General features: G+C 58.4%; 20 protein-coding genes. 8 read left to right on the plus strand and 12 right to left on the minus strand.

Annotated elements, in window-relative coordinates; translation table 11 throughout:
- Positions 1 to 76 precede the first annotated feature (76 nt).
- The 9 genes from JFT81_RS11965 to JFT81_RS12005 all read right to left on the minus strand — a co-directional run bounded on the left by JFT81_RS11965 (position 77) and on the right by JFT81_RS12005 (position 13,994).
- Positions 77 to 3,670, minus strand: a complete 3,594-nt coding sequence (locus JFT81_RS11965; RefSeq protein ID WP_201227470.1) for a glycosyltransferase — start codon at positions 3,668 to 3,670, stop codon at positions 77 to 79.
- A 117-nt stretch (positions 3,671 to 3,787) separates the two neighbouring features.
- A complete protein-coding gene (locus JFT81_RS11970; RefSeq protein ID WP_201227471.1) occupies positions 3,788 to 5,356 on the minus strand; it encodes a flagellar hook-associated protein 3 in 1,569 nt (522 codons plus the stop codon).
- Between the two features lie 13 nt (positions 5,357 to 5,369).
- Positions 5,370 to 7,415 carry a flagellar hook-associated protein FlgK gene (gene flgK / locus JFT81_RS11975; protein ID WP_201227472.1) on the minus strand — a complete coding sequence of 682 codons (2,046 nt, stop codon included), beginning with the start codon at positions 7,413 to 7,415 and terminating at the stop codon, positions 5,370 to 5,372.
- A gap of 24 nt (positions 7,416 to 7,439) precedes the next feature.
- On the minus strand, positions 7,440 to 8,753 hold the full coding sequence (gene flgJ, locus JFT81_RS11980) for a flagellar assembly peptidoglycan hydrolase FlgJ (protein ID WP_201227473.1): 1,314 nt from the start codon (positions 8,751 to 8,753) through the stop codon (positions 7,440 to 7,442).
- An 11-nt stretch (positions 8,754 to 8,764) separates the two neighbouring features.
- A complete protein-coding gene (locus JFT81_RS11985; protein WP_201228087.1) occupies positions 8,765 to 9,853 on the minus strand; it encodes a flagellar basal body P-ring protein FlgI in 1,089 nt (362 codons plus the stop codon).
- 27 nt (positions 9,854 to 9,880) lie between these two features.
- Positions 9,881 to 10,576 carry a flagellar basal body L-ring protein FlgH gene (flgH, locus tag JFT81_RS11990; RefSeq protein ID WP_201227474.1) on the minus strand — a complete coding sequence of 232 codons (696 nt, stop codon included), beginning with the start codon at positions 10,574 to 10,576 and terminating at the stop codon, positions 9,881 to 9,883.
- A 52-nt stretch (positions 10,577 to 10,628) separates the two neighbouring features.
- Positions 10,629 to 11,414: a flagellar basal-body rod protein FlgG gene (flgG, locus tag JFT81_RS11995; RefSeq protein WP_201149122.1), complete on the minus strand. Its 786-nt coding sequence runs from the start codon at positions 11,412 to 11,414 to the stop codon at positions 10,629 to 10,631.
- Positions 11,415 to 11,459: 45 nt separating this feature from the next.
- Positions 11,460 to 12,200, minus strand: coding sequence for a flagellar basal body rod protein FlgF (locus JFT81_RS12000; RefSeq protein ID WP_103305337.1), 741 nt, complete (start codon positions 12,198 to 12,200; stop codon positions 11,460 to 11,462).
- A 231-nt stretch (positions 12,201 to 12,431) separates the two neighbouring features.
- Positions 12,432 to 13,994 carry a sigma-54-dependent transcriptional regulator gene (locus JFT81_RS12005; RefSeq protein WP_201227475.1) on the minus strand — a complete coding sequence of 521 codons (1,563 nt, stop codon included), beginning with the start codon at positions 13,992 to 13,994 and terminating at the stop codon, positions 12,432 to 12,434.
- A gap of 384 nt (positions 13,995 to 14,378) precedes the next feature.
- Here JFT81_RS12005 and phhA point away from each other — a divergent pair, with 384 nt between their 5' ends.
- The 6 genes from phhA (at position 14,379) to JFT81_RS12030 (ending at position 18,729) form a co-directional block, all read left to right on the plus strand.
- Positions 14,379 to 15,170 (plus strand): phenylalanine 4-monooxygenase, encoded by a 792-nt coding sequence (gene phhA / locus JFT81_RS12010; protein WP_003222800.1) that lies wholly within the window; start codon positions 14,379 to 14,381, stop codon positions 15,168 to 15,170.
- 69 nt (positions 15,171 to 15,239) lie between these two features.
- On the plus strand, positions 15,240 to 15,596 hold the full coding sequence (locus JFT81_RS12015; RefSeq protein ID WP_003222798.1) for a 4a-hydroxytetrahydrobiopterin dehydratase: 357 nt from the start codon (positions 15,240 to 15,242) through the stop codon (positions 15,594 to 15,596).
- Positions 15,596 to 16,789 carry an amino acid aminotransferase gene (locus tag JFT81_RS12020; RefSeq protein WP_201227476.1) on the plus strand — a complete coding sequence of 398 codons (1,194 nt, stop codon included), beginning with the start codon at positions 15,596 to 15,598 and terminating at the stop codon, positions 16,787 to 16,789. The genes JFT81_RS12015 and JFT81_RS12020 overlap by 1 nt, the downstream gene beginning before the upstream one ends.
- Positions 16,790 to 17,041: 252 nt before the next feature.
- Positions 17,042 to 17,173 carry a hypothetical protein gene (locus JFT81_RS29530; RefSeq protein ID WP_008088845.1) on the plus strand — a complete coding sequence of 44 codons (132 nt, stop codon included), beginning with the start codon at positions 17,042 to 17,044 and terminating at the stop codon, positions 17,171 to 17,173.
- 35 nt (positions 17,174 to 17,208) lie between these two features.
- Positions 17,209 to 17,427: a hypothetical protein gene (locus JFT81_RS12025; protein WP_242485604.1), complete on the plus strand. Its 219-nt coding sequence runs from the start codon at positions 17,209 to 17,211 to the stop codon at positions 17,425 to 17,427.
- A 114-nt stretch (positions 17,428 to 17,541) separates the two neighbouring features.
- Positions 17,542 to 18,729, plus strand: coding sequence for an MFS transporter (locus JFT81_RS12030; protein WP_201228089.1), 1,188 nt, complete (start codon positions 17,542 to 17,544; stop codon positions 18,727 to 18,729).
- Here the strand turns inward: JFT81_RS12030 and arfB are convergent.
- Positions 18,726 to 19,139, minus strand: a complete 414-nt coding sequence (gene arfB / locus JFT81_RS12035; RefSeq protein WP_007920134.1) for an alternative ribosome rescue aminoacyl-tRNA hydrolase ArfB — start codon at positions 19,137 to 19,139, stop codon at positions 18,726 to 18,728. The two genes, JFT81_RS12030 and arfB, sit on opposite strands and share 4 nt — an antisense overlap.
- 168 nt (positions 19,140 to 19,307) lie before the next feature.
- Between arfB and queC the strand changes: the two genes are divergently transcribed.
- Positions 19,308 to 20,006 (plus strand): 7-cyano-7-deazaguanine synthase QueC, encoded by a 699-nt coding sequence (gene queC, locus JFT81_RS12040; RefSeq protein WP_201227477.1) that lies wholly within the window; start codon positions 19,308 to 19,310, stop codon positions 20,004 to 20,006.
- Between the two features lie 65 nt (positions 20,007 to 20,071).
- Here the strand turns inward: queC and JFT81_RS12045 are convergent, their stop codons facing one another.
- Positions 20,072 to 20,950, minus strand: coding sequence for a queuosine precursor transporter (locus JFT81_RS12045; RefSeq protein WP_201227478.1), 879 nt, complete (start codon positions 20,948 to 20,950; stop codon positions 20,072 to 20,074).
- Entirely contained in the window at positions 20,934 to 21,539 is a 606-nt protein-coding gene (locus JFT81_RS12050; RefSeq protein WP_201201688.1) for a helix-turn-helix domain-containing protein, read from the minus strand. The genes JFT81_RS12045 and JFT81_RS12050 overlap by 17 nt, the downstream gene beginning before the upstream one ends.
- A gap of 549 nt (positions 21,540 to 22,088) precedes the next feature.
- Between JFT81_RS12050 and JFT81_RS12055 the strand changes: the two genes are divergently transcribed.
- Entirely contained in the window at positions 22,089 to 23,435 is a 1,347-nt protein-coding gene (locus JFT81_RS12055) for a serine hydroxymethyltransferase (protein WP_201227479.1), read from the plus strand.
- Positions 23,436 to 23,476 lie beyond the last annotated feature (41 nt).

The following is a 23,476-nucleotide window of genomic DNA, read 5'->3' on the forward strand; positions in this document are numbered from 1 at the left end:
CAAATACGATTTTCAAAGCAAAAAAACAGGCGACTGCAAGAGTCGCCGGTTTTTCAGAGGAGCACGCGAGGTTCGGTCAATCTGCCAACCAGCCATACTCCCAATACCGCAGGTTATCGCCGCGCAGCACGTAATCGCGCAACACCACCTCACGTAATTCGTCACCCATGCGGTAACTGGCGTCCGGGTCGGCCAGGTGCATGCGGATCGCTTGCAGCCACTCGTCCGTGGTGTTGGTCTTGACCCGGGTACACGGCAAGTAGCCACGATAGGCCTCGGTGTCGGTACAGATCACTGGGTAACCGCAGGCACCGTACTCCAGCAGACGCAAATTGCTCTTGCAGTCGTTGAAGATGTGGAACTCCAGCGGGGCCAAGGCCAGATCGAGATTGAGGCTGGCCAGTTTCGCCGGATACTCATCCAGCGCGATCACCCCGTGAAACTCATGCATGTACGGACGCAGATCATCCGGGCACATACCGAAGAACACCCAGTCGACCTCACTGGCCAACTCTCGAACCACATCGGCAATCACCGCCAGGTCACCGTGGTGACTGGTACCACCACCCCAACCGACGCGGGGCTTTTTCGAGGTACGGCGTTTACTGTGCAGGTTGCTCCACAAGTCTTTGGCGAGCATGTTCGGTACGACACGAATATCGTGGTGCATGTCCGAGAGCACGTTGGCCAGAGGCTGTGTCGATACGACCACGCGATCACACAGACCGATGGCACGGCGGACCATGCGCTCCATTTCCTGTTTGCTCGGCATGTTGCGGATGTGCGCATTGCGATGAGGAACGTCGATGACATAGTCATCAAGCTCGTAGATCCGCCGGGCATTGAAATACTTCTTCAGCGGGGGAATTTCATCAATCGCGGGTTCCGAATAGCGCCCCTGCAGAACGATCACATCGGGGGACTGGCGCTCGATATCAATGATCGACGGCAAACCGTAGCAAATACGCCCTTCGATTCTGTTGGCCGCCTCCAGCTCGATCAGCGGCTGGCTCATGCGGTAATGGCCAATGGCAGAGGCATTGATCGGTACAGCCAGGACATTCGGCAACTGCGCCTTGGAAAATGCCCTCCAACCGGTACGCAAGCCCGGCTCAAGACTGAAACAGGTTGCCCCGATACCGTGCAACGCCAGGTTAACGTTGTAAGCCGGGTCATGCGCAATGAGTGGCAGCCAGCGCTGGTAAAACGTGTCTTGCTCCTGGATGTTCTGCGCCAGGTCTTCTGCTGTGCCCTCAATGCTTGGTCGCTCACCGACTGCCAACGCGGCATAGGGATTCCACACCACCAGGTAGCCTTCCTGACCGACGCGCAGGCATAGATCCGCAATATTGAGCGCTTGTTTGAGGTCCTGCTCGTCGAGTCTGCCAACGGCCTCGAAGACCGACTTGCGAATCATCAGGCAATCGCCGCCTACTGCGCTGAGGTCATGCACTGCCTGCAGACGAAACATGTACCCGTCCGCCTGCATCGGCTGACCATAGAACGGCAAACCGACCGGTCCCTGCAAACCGAGAATCAGGCCAGCGTGCAGCAAACAACCGTCCGGATTGAACAACTTGGCACCGACCACACCGACTTCCGGACGCTGCGCGTGATTAAGCAGTTCGTCCAGCCAATCGGCCTGGGTGATCACCGCGAAGGAGTTGAGCATCAACACGTACTCGCCGCGCGCCTGCCCTACCGCAAAGTTGTGCAAAGCCGCAGCGTTGCCCTTTTGCGGGTAGCTCACCACGCGAATCCGGTCACTGCCCAACTGCGCCATGCCTTCCAGCCAGGCCTGCGCTTCGGCGCTTTCGCTGGCGTTGTCGACCAAGAGCAATTCGTACTCGGTGTAAGCGGTCTTCTCCAGTAGCGTCTCGACACAGCGCTGCAAAGCGGCGGTCTGATCCTGAGTGACAATGATCACCGACACCAGCGGGCGTCGAGCGTGATGATAGTCAACCCGATTGAGCAACTCGCAGTTGCCGCGGCGAATTTCATGAGCAATTCCCAGACGTTGCAGATGCGCTTCGAGCAGCCGCGGGTTTTGCTTCATTACACCGGGTTCGGCAAGCCATTTGGAGAAATCGAACTTCGACTCCAGCAACACTTCGGCGATATGACCGACGACTTGTATGCCGTCGCTCTCAACCATCCGCCACAACACATCATGGGGGGCCAACTCGACGAACGTCGGTTCAAACCCGCCAAGCGCCAGAAACCGTTCACGCTGGAACGCCAGGGCACGCCCAACGTACGGATAACTGCGCATCAGGTCCAGGTTGAAGTCAGGTTTGAAAGCAGGCTCCGCCGGCTCGCCACTGCGCAGACTGCCTTCGTCGCTGTACAGACAGGTCAGCGTCGGGGTGTGAGCGATCCGGTCGGCCATGACCAACAACGCTGGCATTACCGGGCGATCCCCCGCCTGCAGCAGGTAGAACCAGTCGGCGCCATCCAGTTGCGCCAACAATGTGTTGATCTGCTCAAGGCCCTCGCCCTGCAACGGCATGCGAAACACTCGCCCGTCCAGCTCTGCCTCGGTACAGGAAGCAGACAGCACCAGAATCAGTTCCGGCAGGTAGTCCTGTGCGGCGAGTGCCTCCAGCGTGCGCTCAAGGCCATCGCGACTGCCCTTGGCATCGACGATGATCGGTACTATGCGGGGTTGCTGCGGCCAGCCGGCGAGCGTTTCCGGCAACAACTTGCGCTGCCCCTCGGTGAGCGCCCGGCATTGCAACCACTGCGCGTAGAGTTCGCCAAAACTATTGCTGTCGACACCGACGCTCCACTCCTGACGGCTCTGCTTGGTGCCGAGTGTGCGACTCAGGGGCAGCTCCTCCCAGACCCGAGGATTCTCATCGGCTTTGGTCAAGGGAATGTAGCGAACCCAGCCCTGCGCAGGTGCCGACTCGCCGCTACGCACCTTGAGCATTTGCGTGAGCCATTCACGCTCTACTTCAACCGCATCCTTCATCGATTGTGTCGCGCTCAAACGCTCCGGATAAAGTCGCTCGGCACTGAGTACGTTATTGGATACCGCCAGATTGCCGCGGCGCAGCAGGCAGACGTACAGGGCAAAATCCAGAGTCGCGACGAAGCAGCAGTCTTCTTGAGTCAATGCCGGCAACAGCTCGACAACATCGGCGCGCCGGAACAATGCATTACTGAATCCGCCGAGGACGTTGACCGGGAATTTCTCAAATATCCCCAATACGTCATCCCCATTGAGCAATCCGCTGGACGGCGACAACGAGGTATTTTCCAGACGCGTCGGCAGGATGATGTCGTTTGCATCCCAGAGCAGTCGCTGAGCGGTGACCAGACTGACTTCGTCGCGCAACATTTCATGCGCCTGCTGCTCGATGCAGTTCGAATATAGAAGATCGTCGTCACACAAAAACTTGATGAACTCGCCCTGCGCCTGTTCAAGGCAGGCTTTCAGATTGCCGACAAACCCCAGCGTACGCGGGTTACGCACATAGCGAACGGCGCCGCCTGTCTGCTCGATGACCGCGCCAACGATCTCTTCGATCTGCTGACCACGACTGTCATCACAAACAATGATTTCAAGATTGCCGTAACCCTGACCGACGGCACTGCGCAATGCCCGCTCGAAAAAGCGCGGATTGAAGGCGGGAATGACCAGACTGACAAGGGGAAGTGAATTCACGGCGGACTCGCAAGCGGCGGGAACCCGCCCGGAACAGCGAGCCCTCTGAAACCGCAAAAAAAGACAATTAAATACTCAAGAACCAAAGCAAACGGGCGCTCACGCGCCCGTTGACCATCAGATCTTGTTGAACAGGCCCAACTGGCTGATCTTGCTGAAAGCCAGCTGCGCGGCCTGCAGCATGGTTTGCTGCAGAGTCAGACGGGTCATCACCTCTGCCGGATCCGAATCGCGGATCGAGCCTTGAGTCGTGGCGTTCGCCGTGCTGAGACTCTGGTTGGTGACGGTCTGCGCATCCAGAGACTGGCCACGGGCACCGATCGCGGTGACGGCGGCGCCGACCTGGTTGGCAGCGCTGTCGATGTTACCGAGGCCGGCTTCCATGATGCCCTGCAGTTTCTGCTGGGCGACCGGATTACCGTCAATTGGCGTATTCAATCCCGCAACCATCTGGCCCAGCGTATCGAGGATGTTCTGGGTCTGGTGGTTGTTTGACTGAATCGAAAACTGGTCACCGGCTGCCGGAACGTTACCCAGTGCGAAGGTCACGCCTGCGGCGGTCGCATTGCCACCGGCAACTGTACCCGACGACACCGGTTTGCTGTCGGCAGTGACTGGCGCGGCGTACAGATCGAAGGCCGTGGCGCTGGTGAACTTGAGCACTGCCCCGCCCTGCGGGAAGGCATTGTTGTACGCCGTCTGGTCAGTGATGCTGGAACCGGTGATCACGGCAGTCGACGGGTTACCCGGGCTGCGCGCCGTGGTGAACGAGTCAGGCGTAGCCACCAACTGGAAACTGTGCCCGGCAATCACTGCATCCGGGTTGGTGTCACCAGACTTCAGGTTGATGTTCAGCTTCATGTCGACACCACGAAAGCTGACCGTCTGATTGGCGCCGCTGCTGTTGGTGATAGCACCATTCTGGCTCGCCTCGGCGGTAACGTCGTTGCCCAGGGCATCCGTGATTTTCAGCTGGGTGCTGCTGAGGAAACTGACGGTGTAAGGCTCGCCACCGGTAAACTTGGAGTTGTAGCTGGCCGCAGAGCCGACCGTACCGTTGGACAACACTACACGACCGTCATCCACTGCCGGCGAAGTCATGGTGGTGTTGGTGCGACCGGTATTGATGGTCTGCTGGAAGGCATCCCAACCGGTGGTGTTGGTGCCGACCGACATGCCGTCACCAATGCCCAGATTGATGGTGGTCTGGTCGCCGTTATAGGAGTAGGTGCCGTCGGGATTCTGGGAGTATGGCGCGGTATCGGTTTTCGAACCGGAGAACAGATAGTTGCCGTTGGCGTCCTTGGAGTTCATCAGGCCCAACACCTGCTGCTGGATCTGCGACAGTTGCGCAGCGTAAGCCTGGCGATCCTTGTCGGTCAGGTTGCCGTTGTTGGCGGCCAGGGAGATTTCCTTGGCACTCTGCAACGCCGTGGTGATGGAATCCAGAGTGGTTTCCTGCACGGTCAAGGCACTTTTCGTCGAGCTGATGTTGCCGCTGTACTGATCCAGCAACGAAGCCTGCTGCCCCAGTTGCAGCAAACGCCCGGCACCGATCGGATCGTCGGCAGCAGTATTGATGCGTTGCAGGCTGCTCGCCTCACTGGCGGTGGCGACAGCCTTGTTGAAGTTACGCTGATAGTCCGACGCTTGCGTGCCGTAATACTGGGCGGTGGAAATGCGCATGAATTACGACTCCTTAAAGGCTGTTGATCAGCGTGGCGAAAGTTTCCTGCGCAGCTTTGATGATCTGCGAAGACGCTGTGTAGTACTGCTGGTATTTGACCAGGTTGCCGGTTTCTTCATCCAGGTTGACCCCGGACAGCGAATCGCGGGCGCCTTTGGCGTTATCCAGAATCGCCGTGGTGGCGGCACTGTCGGACTTGCCTTGGGCAGTCTTGGTACCGACGTTGGTCACCAGTTTGTTGTAAGCATCAGTCAGGCTGATGCCCTTGCTTGCCGAACCGGTGTCCACGGTTTGCTTGGTTTGCAGACCGACCAGTGCCTGGGCATTACGGTTGTCGGACGAAGCCGCACCGGTCAGGTTCATGGTGAAGGTTTCGCCGGACTTCGGCGTGCCGCCCACGGTGGTCTGCACGTTGAAGGTTTTCTGCACCGGCGGCACAACACTGTTGTCCATGACCTTGTTGCCGTTGGCATCAAGGACGCCCACTTTCAGGTTCAGGGTGTTGGCCTGCCCAGGAACAATGGTACCGGTACCGATGGACTGACCCTTGGCGTCGACCATGGTGTAGGTCTGGCTGCCGCCGCTCGCATCACCGAACACCAGCTTGACGGGTGTCGAGTTCTTCAGCGCCGCCTGCAAATCGGCCTGGGCCGCCGGATCATAAATATTGATCGTGTCGCTGAGCACTGGCTGGGTGTAAGTGCCAGAGTTGCTGGCGCTGGCCACACCGGTCAATGGACCTGCCGCAGCGATTTTCTTTGGATCGGTGAGGACAGTCTGAATGCTCGCTGCAGCGTTACGGGTCGGGGTCACCTTGAAGGTGTCGCCCGCGCTCAACGCACCGCCATTGAGTGCCAGGGTGAAGCCGTCGATTACCGGTGGCGGATTGGTCGTCGTGCTGAAGGCGCCCATGTCGGTGCCGTCCGAACGCTTGACGGTGTAGTCGGTAGCGCTGGTGAACGTCACTTGATAATCGCTGGTGGTCAGCTTGCCGGTGTCCTTGATGGTGACATCGAGGTTGCCCGAACCAGTGCTGTTGCCCGACTGCGCAATACTGCGCTGACTGATCAGCGCAGCACTGTTGATGTTGTTGAAAATCGCCGCGCCGAAGTCACCGTTCTTGTCGATGCCCTGAGCTTGCTGGCTGTTGATCTGGTCAGCGACCACCAGGGCGACACGACCCAGTTCGTTGAGCGAAGGGTCGAGGACTTCCTTGCGATAAGTCAGCAGGCCGCCGATTTCACCGCCGGTCATCGCCGAGGTGATGTCGATGGTGCTCGAACCACGATCCATCTGGATAGCCATGCGCGACGGGTCGTTTTTGCTCGGCACGGTGCTCAGGGTGTTGGTGGTATTGCCGATCACCAGCGGTTGACCGCTGCCGATGTACACGTCGAAGCTGGTGCCGCGCTCGACAACCTGCGCGCCGGTCAGTTCGGACAACTGACGCACGGCCTCGTTACGACTGTCGAGCAGATCGTTCGGGGCACCGCCACTGGTGGAAATCTCGCCGATCTTCTGGTTGAGATTCGCGATCGAGGTGGCCAGCTTGTTCACCTGGGTCGCCATGTCGCCGAGGCTGCCGTTGATGGTGGTGTTCTGGTCGTTGAGCTGCTTGGCGATGGTATTGAAGCGGCTGGTCAGCGCCTGCGCGCCGGTCAGCACCGATTGACGGGAGGTGTCATCGGTCGCCGAGGTCGAAACGCCCTGCATCGTGGTAAAGAATTTTTGCAGCACACCGGTCAGGCCGGTGTTGGTGTCCGACAGCATCGAGTCCAGCGGCGTGGCCTGGGCCAGAAACGAGGCCGATTCGCTGTCGAGCGAAGTCGCCGTGTGCAACTGGCTTTCCAGGTACGAGTTATAAACGCGGCGCACGTCGGCCAGGGTGGTACCCGTGCCGATGAAAACGCTGCCGAACTGCTGCGAGGACTTGGTGCCCTGCACGGTTTGCTGACGTGAATAACCGGCGGTGTCGACGTTGGCAATGTTGTTGCCTGTCGTAGCCAAAGAAGCTTGGCTAGCCGACAGCCCCGACATCCCGATATTGAGCAAACTCATGGTTCAGACCTTATACCTTGTGCCTTATAAAGGCGTGGTGGATACACCCGCCGCAGCGTAGTTTTCAAAACTGTTCATCTGCTTGGCAATCTGCGAAATCTTTGTCGCGTAGTTCGGGTCGGTGGCGTAACCGGCCTTTTGCAACTCACGTACAAACTGTTCTGGGTTATCGGCCGACTTCAGCACATCTTGATAGCGATTATTGCTCTGCAGCAAAGTCACCAGATCGTGGAAGCTGTCCTTGTACGAGGCGTAGGAACGGAACTCGGCCGTCTCCTTGACCATCGCGCCATTGCGGAACTCGCTGGTGATTGCGCGGGCCGAATCGCCCTTCCAGTTACTGCTCGCCTTGATGCCGAACAGGTTGTGGCTGCTGCTGCCATCCTGGGCGCGCATGACTGACTTGCCCCAGCCGGTTTCCAGTGCCGCTTGCGCCACCAGGTAACGCGGATCGACGCCGATGCGGTCGGCGGCTTCTTTGGCCATCGGCAGCATGGTGTTGACGAATTCGTCGGCAGAACTGAAGGCTTTTTTCGCCGGCGCCAATGGAATCTGCGCCATGGCGCGACCGTAAATCTGCATCTGGCCGCCGGAAGCTTTGTCGCTTTCGGCGCGAGCCAGCCAATCGCCGTTGTACAGCGCGCCAGAACCGGTCGCAGCGGTGGTAGCTGTGGTAGCTGTGGTGGTGGCACGTTGCGGCAGCTGCGTGTTGGTCGCCGTTGTCGTGGCGGATGGCACCAGCCCGGCGAGCAAACGATCGGCCAGTTTCGGCGGCAAGGCCAGACGACGCTGGTTGATCATTGCCATGTCGTTGCTGTGCGCCAGCTGCGTGTTCGGCGCTTTCACCGAACGCGATGCCCACAACGGACGCTCGCCATTGAGGCGCGACAACGGGCCATTGGTGGCGACGGTGCCAGCGGCAATCGGCGTCTGCACGGCAGTGGCCTTGGCCAGGGCCGCTTCCTGCTTGGCGGCGGACGCGGCTGCAGCCTCACCCGGCGCCATTGGTTTGTTCTTCGACATCTGGCGCATCAGCACGTCAGCCAGGCCGATACCTCCGCCCTCCCGGGACATGGAAATGGCCAGTTGCTGGTCGTACATTTCCTGATACTGCTTGGCGGCCGGCGTGTTGAGCGGGTTGTCCTGCCCCAACGTTTCAGTGGCCGAGCGCATCGACTTGAGCATTTCGCCGAGGAACAGCGATTCGAATTCCTGCGCCACCTTGCGCATGTTCGCATCGCTGTTCTTGTCGCCGACCTTGAGCTGATTCAGGCGATTAAGGTCAGAGTAAGAACCCGAATCGCTACTGCTGACCAGACCACTTTTGCGCATATCCATGATGGTCGGCCTCAGATCACAATCAGGTCGGCTTGCAATGCGCCGGCCTGCTTCAGTGCTTCAAGAATCGCCATCAAGTCACCCGGCGCTGCGCCGACCTGGTTCACCGCACGCACGATCTCGTCGAGGGTGGTGCCGGGGCCGAACTTGAACATCGGTTTGGCTTCTTGCTCGGCATTTACGCGCGAGCGCGGCACGACAGCAGTCTGGCCGTTGGACAACGGGCCTGGCTGGCTGACGATCGGATCTTCGGTGATGGTCACGGTCAGGCTGCCATGGGTCACGGCGGCTGGCGAGACTTTGACGTTCTGGCCGATGACGATGGTGCCGGTACGCGAGTTGATGATGACTTTCGCCACTGCCTGGCCCGGATCGACCTCGAGGTTTTCCAGGATCGACAGGTAGTCGACGCGCTGGCTCGGATCGAGCGGTGCAGTCACACGCACCGAACCACCGTCGATGGCTTGCGCCACGCCAGGGCCGAGCATGTCGTTGATCTTGTCGACGATACGTTTGGCGGTGGTGAAGTCGGAACGGTTGAGGTTCAGCGTCAGGCTGTTGCCCTGGTTGAAACCGCTCGGCACCGAGCGCTCCACCGACGCACCACCAGGGATGCGACCGGCCGACGGAACGTTGACGGTGATCTTCGAACCGTCACGGCCTTCAGCGTCGAAACCACCCACCACCAGGTTGCCCTGAGCGATGGCGTAGACGTTGCCGTCGATACCCTTGAGCGGGGTCAGCAACAGGGTGCCGCCACGCAGGCTCTTGGAGTTACCGATCGAGGAAACGGTGATGTCGACCTGCTGACCCGGCTTGGCGAACGCCGGCAGATCCGCGCTGACAGACACTGCCGCGACGTTTTTCAACTGCACGTTGCCCGATCCCGCCGGCACCTTGATGCCGAACTGCGAGAGCATGTTGTTGAAGGTCTGCAGGGTGAACGGGGTTTGCGTCGTCTGGTCACCGGTGCCATTGAGCCCGACCACCAGGCCGTAACCGATCAACTGGTTGGAACGCACGCCGGAAATGCTGGCGATATCTTTCAGCCGCTCGGCGTGGGCACCAAAGGCTGCGGACATCAGTGCCGCAGCCAGCATCAGGTGTTTGAAATTCAACGTGGCCACCTAGAAAGGGAACAGCGGGCTGAGGAAGAAACGGTCGAACCAGCCTGGCTGACTCGCATCGGCGAACGAGCCGGTGCCCGAGTAGGTGATGCGCGCATCGGCGACCCGCGTCGAAGAAACCGTGTTGTCGGTGGCGATGTCATCGGCGCGCACCAGACCGGCAATCCGCACCAGTTCATCGCCCGTGTTGAGGGTCATCCACTTCTCGCCGCGCACTGCGATGATGCCGTTGGGCAAGACGTCGGCAACGGTCACGGTGATCGAGCCGGTCAGGGTGTTGCCCTGCGCAGCCTTGCTGTCACCCTTGGTCGCACGATCGCCTTCGTAACTGGCGCTCAGGCTCAGGTCATTGCCACCCAACGGATTGTTGGTCGTGGCGCTGCCGCCGAACAACGAGGTCAGACCAATGCCGGTCTTGCTGTTCTTGGCCACTTGCGAGTTGGCGTTTTTGCTTGCCTGCGTCCGCTCGTTCAGGGTGATGGTGATGATGTCACCGACCCGGAATGCCTTACGGTCGCCGTACAGGTTCTGCTCGAAGCCGGCCTGATAGATCGAGCCGTTATTGGCCGCAGCCGGCAACGGCGTGCGCGGCAACACCGGAGCGTAGTAAGGGTCATTGGGCTTGGGCGTCGGAGCGACGCAGCCCGCGAGCGAGACGACTCCACTCAATGCCAGAACAGATACGAAGCGATTCATGACCCTACCTCACGGTGTTGCAGGCGACCTCATGGTCGCCTCATAGACTTGATTACAGATTCTGCGTTACGAACGAGAGCATCTGGTCGGCGGTGGAGATCACCTTGGAGTTCATCTCGTAAGCGCGCTGAGTGGTGATCATGTTGACCATCTCTTCAACGGTGCTGACGTTGGACGTTTCCAGGGTGTTCTGCAGCGTGGTACCGAAACCGTTCAGGCCCGGAGTACCGACTTGCGGTGCGCCGGAAGCTGCGGTTTCCAGGAACAGGTTGTTACCCACGGCTTGCAGACCGGCCGGGTTGATGAAGTCGGCGGTTTGCAGGTTACCGATCACTTGCGAAGCCGGGTTGCCGGCGATGGTGATCGACACGGTGCCGTCGCGACCGACCGTGAAGGTCTGCGCGTTGTTCGGGATGACAATCGCGGGTTCCAGGGCGAAGCCGCTGGCGTTCACGACCTGACCGTTGGAGTCGAGGTGGAAGGTACCGTCGCGGGTGTAGGACGTGGTGCCGTCCGGCTGCAGGATCTGGAAGAACCCGCGACCGTCAACAGCCAGGTCGAGCGGCTGCTCGGTGGTTTGCAGGCTGCCGGCGGTGAAGTTTTTCTGCGTGCCGACGATGCGCACACCGGTACCCACTTGCAGACCCGACGGCAGTTCGCTGTCCTGGGTCGACTGGGCGCCTGGCTGACGCTTGATCTGATACAGCAGGTCCTGGAACTCGGCGCGGTCACGTTTGAAGCCCGTGGTCGAGACGTTTGCCAGGTTGTTGGAAATGGTGGTCAGGTTGGTGTCCTGGGCGGACAGACCGGTTTTGGCAACCCATAGAGCCGGAAGCATTCGATTCTCCTCGTGCGCCTGTTTTACGGCGCGACGTTCTGATAATTAGCTGATCTGCAAGACCCGAGCCATGGCCTGGTCGTCGTCTTTGGCGGTGTTCATCATCTTGACGTGCAACTCGAACTGCTTGGCCAGCGCCAGCACCGAGGTCATCTCTTCAACGGCATTGACGTTGCTCGACTCGAGGAAACCCGACACCAGTTTGACGTTGGCATCGGCCGGCGCCGGTTGGCCGTCCTTGGTGTAGATCGAGCCGTCGAGGCCCTTGTTCATGTTCTTGATGTCCGGGTTGACCAGTTTGATCCGGTCGACTTCAGCCATGACGCGCGGGCCTTCGCCCATCGCCCGAATGCTGATGGTGCCGTCTTCGCCAACTTCGACCTGCTGCTCAGGCGGCACGGCGATCGGACCGCCATTACCCATGACTGGCATGCCGTTGCCGGCGCGCAGTACGCCAAGGGCGTCGATATTGAGGCTGCCGGTGCGCACGTAGCTTTCGCCGCCGTTAGGGTTTTGCACGGCGATGAAACCGTTGCCGGTCACGGCGACGTCGAGGTCACGACCGGTCTGCACCAGCGAGCCCGGCGTGAAGTCGGTGGCGGGCCGTTCGCTCATGGCAAACGCGCGCGCCGGAAAGCTGTCACCAAACACCGGCATCGAACGCGCCTGCTCCAGGTCGCGCTGAAAACCATTGGTGGAGATGTTCGCCAGGTTGTTGGCATGAGCCTTTTGCGCCAGTGCGTTCTGGCTGGCGCCGGTCATTGCCACATAAAGGTACTTGTCCACACTCTTTCCTCTGCATGCCGGACGTTTGCCGCCCACCGCTGTACTGCTGAGCCTTAAGCAATTTGCAGACCAACTTTTTTCTGGCGGCGCGAGGCCCGGTAAACAAAGGACTTGGAGGATTGAGAGGGGAAATTTGAAATGTATCGAAGTCGAAAAACCGGCGGTGTTATGCCGCTAGGCGGCAATACCGATCTCTGCAGTCAATGCAAAACCTCGCCACAGGAGTTTTACTTAGCTTTCGGGGTCTTTGCCGACTTCGTATTCGCGCAGCTTGTTGGCAATGGTGGTGTGCGAAACCCCCAGCCGCTTGCCCAACTGACGACTGCTCGGATGCTCGGAATACAGCCGCTCCAGCACTGCCTTCTCGAACCGGCCGACAATTTCGTCGAGCCCGCCCTCCAGCGAAAAATCGCCAAGCGGCTGACGCACGCCGTAATCCGGCAATCGAATGTGCTCAGCCTTCACCGTGCCGCCATCGCACAACGAAACCGCCTGAAACAGCACGTTCTCCAACTGCCGCACGTTGCCCGGCCAGTGATAGTGACTGAGCCGATCCATCGCTGCCGGCGCCAGTTTCGGCAGCGAACAACCGATCTGCCGGCTGGCCTGATCAAGGAAATGCTCGACCAGCGGCGTCAACCCGTCGAGGCATTCGCGCAGTGGCGGAATGTGCAGCGACAGCACGTTCAAGCGGTGATACAAATCCTGGCGAAACTCGCCGCGCGCGCACAGTTCGGACAAATCCACCTGCGTCGCGCAAATCACCCGCACGTCCAGATACACCTCTTCGTCGCTGCCGACCCGGCGAAAGCAACCATCCTGCAGGAAGCGCAGCAGTTTCACCTGCAAGCGCGGGCTCATTTCGCCGACGCCATCGAGAAACAGCGTGCCGCCCGCCGTCAGTTCCAGCAGGCCGAGCTTACCCTCCGCACGGGCGCCTTCGAACGCGCCAGGGCCGTACCCAAACAGCTCGGTCTCGGCCATCGATTCCGGCAAACCCGCACAATTGAGCGCCATCAGCGGCGACTGCCCGCGCGGACTGGCGAGGTGGCAGGCGCGTGCCAGCAATTCCTTTCCGGTGCCGGTTTCACCCTCAATCAATAAAGGCGCATCGAGAGGCGCCATGCGCCGCGCTTCACGCACCACGGCGGCCATGACCTTCGAACTCTGGAAGATGCTGTCGAAGCCACGCAACTCTTGTTTGCGCACGTTATAGATGCGTTCGCCAACACGATCCGCACGGTGCAACGTCAGTACGGCACCGGCCATGGCCTCACTGTCGTCATGCTCCGATTGCAACGGCGCGATGTCAGCCAGAAAGACGTCGCCCTTGACCTTGACCCGCATGCCATTGATGCGCGATTTGTTGGCGCGCACCAGTTCCGGCAAATCGAAATCTTCGGCGTAACGCGACAGCGGAATCCCCGGCACCTCATCCACGCGCACGCCAAGCAACTGCGCCGCCGCGCGGTTGGCGGCGACAATCGAGCCGCCCATGTCGATCGACAGCACCGGAAACTCCAGCGCGCCGAGCAGCGCATTCAACTCCATGTGCCGCCGCTCGCTGGGCATCAGCCCTACCCGCTTGACGCCGAACACACCGGCAATCGACTCAAACTTGGGCCGCAGCGCCTGGAACTGGATGTTGATCAGGTTCGGACAATGCAGATAAATCGCGTTGCCATGCTCACCGCCAACTTCGCCGCGCGCGACGTTGATCCCGTAGGCCACCAGCAGGTTGAGAATGTCGCGCAGGATGCCGATGCGGTTCTGGCAGTGGACTTTGATGCGCATATAAATGACCCGACAATTTGGGGAATTAAACACAACCTCCTGTGGGAGCGAGCCTGCTCGCGAAGGCGCTAGCACATCCACCAATAGAGGCGTCAGGCAGATCGCATTCGCGAACAAGCTCGCTCCCACAAGGGACAGCGCCGCCAGTTTTCTTCGGTGGCGCGCAAACAGTTGTCAAGATTATGTGACAGTCGCCAACCTTTTCAAACCCGCCAATCGCCGCAAACGCGTGATATCGGCCAAAGCGTAACGAATACTTTACGAAATGCCGGGAAATTTCCTACGCGAGCATGATTCAACCTACTGCACACCACCCCACTCTCAGGTAATTCTGAATCCATCGCTGGACATAACAAGAACGAATTCCCCTAGCAGGAGAGCAGTATGAAGCAGACGCAATACGTGGCCCGCGAGCCCGATGCGCAAGGTTTTATCGACTACCCCGCCGAAGAACACGCGGTGTGGAACACGCTGATCACTCGCCAACTGAAAGTGATCGAAGGGCGTGCCTGCCAGGAGTACCTGGACGGTATCGAAAAACTCGGTCTGCCCCACGACCGCATTCCGCAACTCGGCGAGATCAACAAGGTGCTCGGCGAGACCACCGGTTGGCAGGTCGCCCGTGTCCCGGCGCTGATTCCCTTCCAGACCTTCTTTGAATTGCTCGCCAGCAAGCAATTCCCGGTTGCCACGTTTATCCGCACCCGCGAAGAACTGGACTACCTGCAAGAACCGGATATTTTCCACGAGATCTTTGGTCACTGCCCGCTGCTGACCAACCCGTGGTTCGCAGAATTCACCCACACCTACGGCAAACTCGGCCTGCAAGCTACCAAGGAAGAACGCGTGTACCTGGCGCGCCTGTACTGGATGACCATCGAGTTCGGCCTGGTCGACACCCCGCAAGGTAAACGCATCTACGGCGGCGGCATTCTGTCCTCACCCAAAGAAACCGTTTACTCACTGTCGGATGAGCCTGAGCATCAAGCCTTCGATCCGCTCGAAGCAATGCGCACGCCATACCGCATCGACATCCTGCAACCGCTGTACTTTGTCCTGCCGAACCTCAAGCGCCTGTTCGATGTGGCCCATGAAGACATCATGGCCATGGTCAAACAAGGCATGCAGTTGGGTCTGCATGCGCCGAAATTTCCGCCAAAGCCGAAAGCGGCCTGAGCAGAACCCGCTCGCGACTTGCGTGCAAAGATAGTAATTTCCAACAAGAATCGAACTCAGGAACAGACCATGTCCACATTGAACCAAGCCCACTGCGAAGCCTGCCGCGCCGATGCGCCACAAGTCAGCGACGAAGAACTGCCGATCCTGATCAAGCAGATCCCTGACTGGAACATCGAAGTTCGCGACAGCATCATGCAGCTGGAGAAAGTTTTCCTGTTCAAGAATTTCAAGCACGCGCTGGCGTTCACCAACGCTGTCGGCGAGATCTCCGAGGCCGAAGGTCACCACCCGGGCCTGCTGACCGAGTGGGGCAAAGTCACCGTGACCTGGTGGAGCCACTCGATCAAAGGCCTGCACCGCAACGACTTCATCATGGCCGCGCGCACTGACGAAGTGGCCAAGACCGCAGAAGGACGCAAGTAATGCACTTCGACGCCATCGGCCGGGTCCCCGGCGACCCGATCCTCGGTTTGATGGAGGCGTATGCGCAGGACACTAACCCGCGCAAATTCGACCTCGGCGTTGGCGTCTACAAGGATGCCCAAGGCCTGACGCCGATCCCTGAAGCGGTGAAAATCGCTGAAGCGCGGCTGGTCGAAAGCCAGGACACCAAGACCTACATCGGTGGCCACGGCAATCCGTTGTTCGGCAAAGTCATCAATGAACTGGTGCTCGGTGCCGACTCGAAGCTGATCGCCGAACAACGTGCCGGCGCCACCCAAACACCGGGTGGCACCGGCGCCTTGCGTCTGGCTGCGGACTTCATCGCCCAGTGCCTGCCGGGCAAAGGCGTATGGCTGAGCAACCCGACCTGGCCGATCCACGAAACGATTTTCGCCACAGCCGGGGTCAAGGTCAGTCACTACCCCTACGTGGGCAGCGACAATCGCCTCGACGTCGACGCCATGCTCGCCGTGCTCAACGAAGTGCCGAAGGGCGATGTGGTGTTGCTGCACGCGTGCTGCCACAACCCGACCGGTTTCGACCTGAGCCATGACGACTGGCAGCGCGTGCTCGACGTAGTGCGTAGCCGCAACCTGCTGCCGCTGATCGACTTTGCCTACCAGGGTTTTGGCGACGGCCTGGAACAGGATGCGTGGTCGACTCGGTTGTTCGCGGCGGAGTTGCCAGAGCTGCTGATCACCAGTTCCTGCTCGAAGAACTTCGGCCTCTATCGCGACCGCACCGGTGCACTGATCGTCTGCGCGAAAACCGCTGACAAGCTCATCGACATCCGTAGCCAACTGGCCAACATCGCCCGCAACCTCTGGTCGACACCGCCGGATCATGGTGCGGCTGTTGTCGCGACGATCCTTGCCGACCCGGAGCTGAAAGCGCGTTGGGCGGATGAAGTGGAAGCCATGCGTTTGCGTATCGCGCAGCTGCGCAGCGGTCTGGTCGAAGCGCTGGAGCCGCACGGTTTGCGTGAGCGCTTTGCGCACATTGGCGTGCAGCGTGGCATGTTCTCTTACACCGGTTTGTCGCCGGAGCAAGTGAAGCAACTGCGCGAGCATCACAGCGTGTACATGGTCAGCTCGGGCCGGGCGAACGTCGCCGGTATCGACGCCACGCGCCTCGCCCTGCTGGCCGAAGCCATCGCCAGCGTCAGCAAGTAACACCGCAATACCAATGTAGGAGCTGCCGCAGGCTGCGATCTTTTGATCTTGTCTTTAAAAACAAAAGCAAAAGATCGCAGCCTGCGGCAGCTCCTACATTTTTTTCTGCTGTTTTAGCCCTCCCCTGCGGCCATCTGTCGCATTAATTTCAATTAAAAGTCTGATTGTCATTTTTCCTGCTGTATCCTGCGCAGGCTTTCTAAAAGCGCGGATCTACCAGATCTATCAACAGACTTAGCGAGGAGCGCAACCATGCACGAGATTCCTAATCTCCCCTTCCCAAGCCTGCACGTACCTGAGCAGACGACCACGCAACAAGCCGGCGCCCAACAGCCCGAGCCGAAAGAAGCCGTTGAGAGCCGTCCGGCCGACAACGAAGAGTAAGACCCCGTCGTACAGACCGTGTGGAAAGCGCTAACATGCGCTTTCCACACTGCCTGAACCCCGAGCCTGCCATGACCGACGAATTCTCTGAAAACCAAGCTGCCATTCTGATCGGCGCCACCGAGAAAATGATCGAGATCTGGAACCGGCTCTCCCCCGAGAAACAAGCCGCCCTGCTCGCCCGTTTCGGCAGTGAAGAAAACGCTCTCGCTGCATTGGTCACCACGCAACTGGTCGCTCCGGCCAAACCGTGAAGTCGCCACCCGGCAAATAGTTTTACTTTTCCCGCCCCAGATTCTTCCGCGCCGGTATCATGAGCAGCCTATCTAATCTGCTGCTCCCGTGGATCGTTACCCATGTCGTTTTCTATGTCAGAGCCCCAGCGCCCCCTGGCGGTTACGCTGCAAGTCGTCTCCATCGTCCTCTTCACCTTTATCGGCTACCTGAACATCGGCATTCCGCTGGCGGTGTTGCCGGGTTACGTCCACAGCGACCTCGGTTTCGGCGCGGTGATCGCCGGGCTGGTGATCAGCGTGCAATACCTCGCCACCCTGCTCAGCCGCCCATACGCCGGCAAGATCATCGACAACAAGGGCAGCAAACTGGCGGTGATGTACGGCCTGGCCGGTTGCGGTTTGAGCGGTGTGTTCATGCTGATCTCGGCGTGGACGCCGAACATGCCGATGCTCAGCCTGATCAGCTTGTTGATCGGTCGACTGGTACTGGGCAGCGCGGAAAGCCTCGTCGGTTCCGGCTCCATTGGCTGGGGCATCGGCCGCGTCGGCGCGGCGAACACCGCCAAGGTGATTTCCTGGAACGGCATCGCCAGTTACGGCGCGCTGGCAATCGGCGCACCGTTCGGCGTGTGGCTGGTCAGCCGTCTGGGCCTGTGGAGCATGGGCGTCAGCATCATCCTGCTGGCGATCATCGGCTTGCTGCTGGCGTGGCCGAAAACGGCGGCACCGATTGTTGTCGGCGAACGCCTGCCATTCATGCATGTGCTCGGCCGCGTCTTCCCTCACGGCTGCGGCCTGGCACTGGGCTCGATTGGCTTCGGCACCATCGCCACCTTCATCACCCTGTATTACGCCACGCAGCATTGGGACAATGCGGTGCTGTGCCTGAGCCTGTTCGGCGCCAGTTTCATCGGTGCGCGGCTGTTGTTCGGCAACCTGATCAACCGTCTCGGCGGCTTTCGCGTGGCGATAGCCTGTCTCTCGGTAGAAACACTCGGCCTGTTACTGCTGTGGCTGGCACCAGACGCTCACTGGGCGTTGGCCGGCGCGGCGTTGAGCGGTTTTGGCTTCTCGCTGGTATTCCCGGCGCTGGGCGTGGAAGCAGTGAACCTGGTGCCCGCTTCCAGCCGTGGTGCGGCGGTCGGCGCGTATTCGCTGTTCATCGATTTGTCGCTGGGCATCACCGGACCGTTGGCCGGAGCGATTGCGGCGGGATTCGGCTTTGCTTCGATCTTCCTGTTCGCCGCCCTCGCCTCGCTGAGCGGCCTGGCGTTGAGCGTGTATCTTTACAAGCACACTGCCAAGTATCGCGAAGACTAGAAATCCACCTTGCCACGCCCGGCCTTGATGCTGCCGCGCTTGGTTTTCGATTCAAGTCGACGCTTCTTTGAACCAAGTGTCGGCTTGGTCGGGCGGCGTTTCTTTTCGACCTTGGTGGCGCTGAGAATCAGCTCGACCAGTCGTTCCAGCGCATCGGCACGGTTGGCTTCCTGCGTACGATATTGCTGCGCCTTGATGATCAACACGCCGTCGCTGGTGATGCGACTGTCGCGCAGCGCCAGCAGGCGTTCCTTGTAGAACTCGGGCAAGGACGAGGCCGGAATGTCGAAGCGCAAGTGCATGGCGCTGGAAACCTTGTTGACGTTCTGCCCACCGGCGCCCTGAGCGCGGATGGCCGTCAATTCGATCTCGGCATCCGGCAGATGCACATTGTTGGAAATCACCAGCATGGAAAAGCGTCCGTATTCAGAGCGCGCAGGATACCGCGAAACCGCTCCCGAACCTGCCGAAGATCCACTGTGCAAGGGAGCCTGCTCGCCATTTGAATCGGACCCTCACCGTGTTTGGGTTACCATTCAGGCTTTTGCACTCACTACATCAATGCAGGAAGCATAAGCATGACCAACAAAGCAGTTATCGTTTTCAGCGGCGGACAGGACTCGACCACCTGTTTGATCCACGCCCTGACTCATTACGATGAAATTCACTGCATCACGTTCGACTATGGTCAGCGTCATCACGCGGAAATTGAAGTTGCGCAGCAACTCTCCAAAAAGCTCGGCGTGACCGTACATAAAACGCTGGACGTGTCACTGCTCAATGAACTGGCCATCAGCAGCCTGACACGCGATAACATTCCGGTCCCGACCGTGAACAGCTCCGGCGAAACGCTGCCAAGCACCTTTGTACCGGGGAGGAATATTCTGTTTCTCACCCTCGCCTCTATCTATGCTTATCAAGTTCAAGCCAAAACAGTCATTACCGGTGTTTGTGAAACGGATTTCTCGGGCTACCCTGATTGCCGGGACGAGTTCGTCAAGGCACTGAATAAAGCCCTTGAACTGGGCATGGATTATAAGCTGCAACTGGATACGCCATTGATGTGGCTGAACAAGGCTGAGACTTGGGCTTTGGCTGATTACCACCATCAATTGGATCTGGTTCGCGAAGAAACACTGACTTGTTATAACGGCATCAAAGGTGTCGGCTGCTCGGATTGCGATGCCTGCAATCTTCGCGCAAAAGGTCTGAATGAGTTCCTCAACAATAAAGAGCAGGTTAGTCATAACCTGAAAGCGAAACTAAAGCTGAAATAAACCACAGCAAGAAGCGTTCCCTCGGCATGACAGCAACAGCCTGCCGAGTGAGCGCTATCCCTTCGTTATTGCGTCTGAGCACCCGTCAGATATTTCTTGAACAAAGACCTTGCGCCGTAAGCAGGCAAGATATTGAAGAATGCGAAGCCTACTTTGATTGCGATCTGAACGTAGATCATGCCCAGAATCGCGCTATTCTCCATCGTTCCGTAAAAAGCGATGTAGCAGAAAAGAAAACTGTCGATGATCACCGCAAACAACGTACTTAAAAACACCCGCAAAAACAGGAATCTGGAATTTGTCAGCTCTTTGATTTTGCACAACAAATAAGAATTTATATTCTCTGAAACCAGAAACGATACAGAAGACGCTACCAGAACTGCGGACAACTGACTGATCACATCATTGTAGGCGCCATCGAGCTTCCAACCCGGCAGCCCTGGAAGATGGGTCGTAATGGCCAATAGAATGATAATGACGGCGTTGCTGATGAATGCGAACAGTATCGCCTTGCGAGCAAGCCTTAGGCCGAACGTCTCATTCAGCAAATCCACGATCAGAAACGTCAGCGGATAAAGGAAGGTACCCGGCGTTACGACGATATCAAAGTATTCCAGATAAATAGGCTTCGTCGCGGCAATACTGGTGAAGATATAGAGCGTGAACAACATCAGGTTCAGGATGATGTAGATCATCCAGGAACCCTCATGGCGGTCATTGATTTCGTAGGCGGTAAGTGCCCCGCCCTGGGAGTAGAATTTCTTGTAGAGGTTTTTCACTTCTATTTTATTCAGATTATCCATAATCTCACTATTCAACACTTCACTGAGCTTTATTTTAATTATCTTGCCTGTCGCAATCACCATGATGACGGCCAGGCTTTTTCCGTTTTCGAATCCCAGCAATTTGTACTTGCTGTTTTCCATTTCAACACTGCAATCCATTAAATCGTTCCTCGATTATATCCCCGATCACACACACCCGATCTGTATCAACGCCGCCCTCATGATTGATCGAAAACCTCCCTGTGATTTTGTCATACACCAGCTTTTCCCTGTCACTGTTAGAAGTTCCTTTCTGCACGATCAATAGATCGCCCACCTCGTGCAAACCACTTATTTCATTTTCCAGCAGCACGCCAATCAGATTAAAAGAAGTACCGAAGTAATAGGTCAATGGATAGAGGGTCGCCAACTCACCAATTCTTTTATCGAGACTCTGGATAACCAGACTTTCCTTGATCACCGGCACGGCGGCCGGGTTCATATTGCCCTGCGGAGAGATGCTGCTTTCGATGATTTCCTTTTCTTCAAAATCAATCGTTTCTATTTCCTCGTAGGACACCCCGAAGAAATCAGAAATCTTGCGAACCGTGGAATGCTGTACGTTGACCACCTTGCCTTCGAGAATGTTATAGATGGTCGTTCGGGTCAAACCACTGGAACTGCACAATGACAACTGAGTTTCGCCACGACTCTTTATCAAGTACTTGATATTGTTTTTCAGATTCTCCGATCTTTCTTTTCTGTGCATACGTGGCCTGCCATCCTTTTTTAACTGCAATCAATGTCACGCCCTGAATGATCATTCCGGGCGTACACAAGTGAGGTGGGTAATTGCAGTCATATCCTTATCAGTATCGCGCGAGATCATAGCATCCTCCCTCCTTGGGTTCGGTACAAAAGTCCGGCTGTAAACAATCTGCGGTCGACATTGGCGGGATCACTTCATCGCCTGTACTGAATCGTTAGTTCTGATTGCCTTTCGCCCCAGTGCTCGCCACGCCTTTCAACCTGTCGTTTTACACCCTGAAGCCTTACAAAAAGAATCATTTTCTTTGAATAATGTTCACTTTTTTGATTAATTTTGTGGCGTTCCTCCCTGAAAAACCTATGATGCGTCGGGCAACCGCCTTCTCATTCCAGTGAAAACCGGCAGAGAAAACGGCTGATTGCACAGGCGTCAGTTTTGCGCGCACAGCCGCCAGAACAAGGACACGCCTGGACGCACGCACTCGCCGCAAGACCAAGGAAGCCGCGCTGTTGACCGCAGCGCGCAACATACATGGAAGGAATACAAGCAATGGCAGTCAATACTGAACCGCTCAAGAACCAGGCTGACTTAGTGCAACGTGGCCTGACGGATCTTCGTGCCGAAGACGCTGAGCTGGCGGCAATTCTCGATGCCGAAATCACGCGTCAACAGCGAACGCTGTCACTGGTCTCCTCCTGCGCAGCCCAGCCTCGAACCTTGGTGGCATCCGCCTCAGCGCTGGTCAACGTGACCGCCGAAGGCATGCCCGGCAGGCGCCAGGGCGCAGGCTGCGAGAACGTCGACCTGGTCGAAACGCTGGCCATTCGCAGAGCGCGAGAGCTGTTCGGCGCCCAATACGCCAATGTGCAATCACACTCGTCCTCGAACGCCACTTACCAGGTGCTCACGGCCTTGCTGGAGCCTGGAGATACCCTTTTGGGCATGGCCGTCGAACACGGCGGCGATCACACGCAGGGCAGCGCCGCGGCATTCTCCGGCGCTTACTACAAGGCGATTCAGTACGGCACGACGTCAGAAGGCCTGATCGATTACGACAAGGTACGCAGACTGGCGCTCGCTCATCGCCCGCGCGTCATCCTCTGCGGTGCGACCGCCTACTCGCGAGTCGTGGATTTCGAGCGGTTTCGCGAGATTGCCGATGAAGCCGGGGCGATCCTGCTGGCGGACATTTCGCAGATTGCCGGACTGGTCGCCACCGGGCGGCACCCGAGCCCGATCGACTTCGCACACGTCACCACGACGTGCACGCACACGCAACTCGCCGGGCCTCGCGGTGGCCTGATCCTTTCCGGTCGCGATGCCAATACCAAGATTCCCGGCTTGAGGACGACCTTCAGCCGCCTCCTCGATCAAGCCGTTTATCCCCGCATGCAGGACGCGCCCGCCGCCAATATGATCGCGGCCAAAGCGGCTGCGCTGCGCTACGCACAGTCTGCGCAGTTCGATGCCTGCATGGAGCGGATTCGACGCACGGCAGATGCAATGGCCAGCGCATTTCAGGCACAGGATTATGAAGTTGTCGGTGGCCGCAGTGAAAACCACACTGTGCTGATTCGCTTGCGTGGCGGCATCACTGGCGTCATCGCGCAGTCGGCGCTGGAGCAATGCGGGATCATCGTCAACAAATACCCCGTACCGGGTGAGACGCGATCTTCACTGATCACCAGTGGGCTGCGTATCGGCACCGCAGCCTTGGCGCAACGCTACCTTGATGGCGAAGGATGTCGCGCGGTCGTCGACTTGATTTGCCGGATCCTCGACAACGTGATGCCACTTGGCGAGCAGGATTACACGCTGGAATCTGCCCTAGCGGAACAGTTCCGATTGCAGGTCGAGGGATTGTGCACGACCTACCCCATCGCCGATTACGTGTAACCGCGCGGTAAAACTGGCGAACACAAAAAACCCGGCGCTCA

The sequence above is a fragment of the Pseudomonas sp. TH43 genome (assembly GCF_016650635.1).
Taxonomy (GTDB): Bacteria; Pseudomonadota; Gammaproteobacteria; order Pseudomonadales; family Pseudomonadaceae; genus Aquipseudomonas.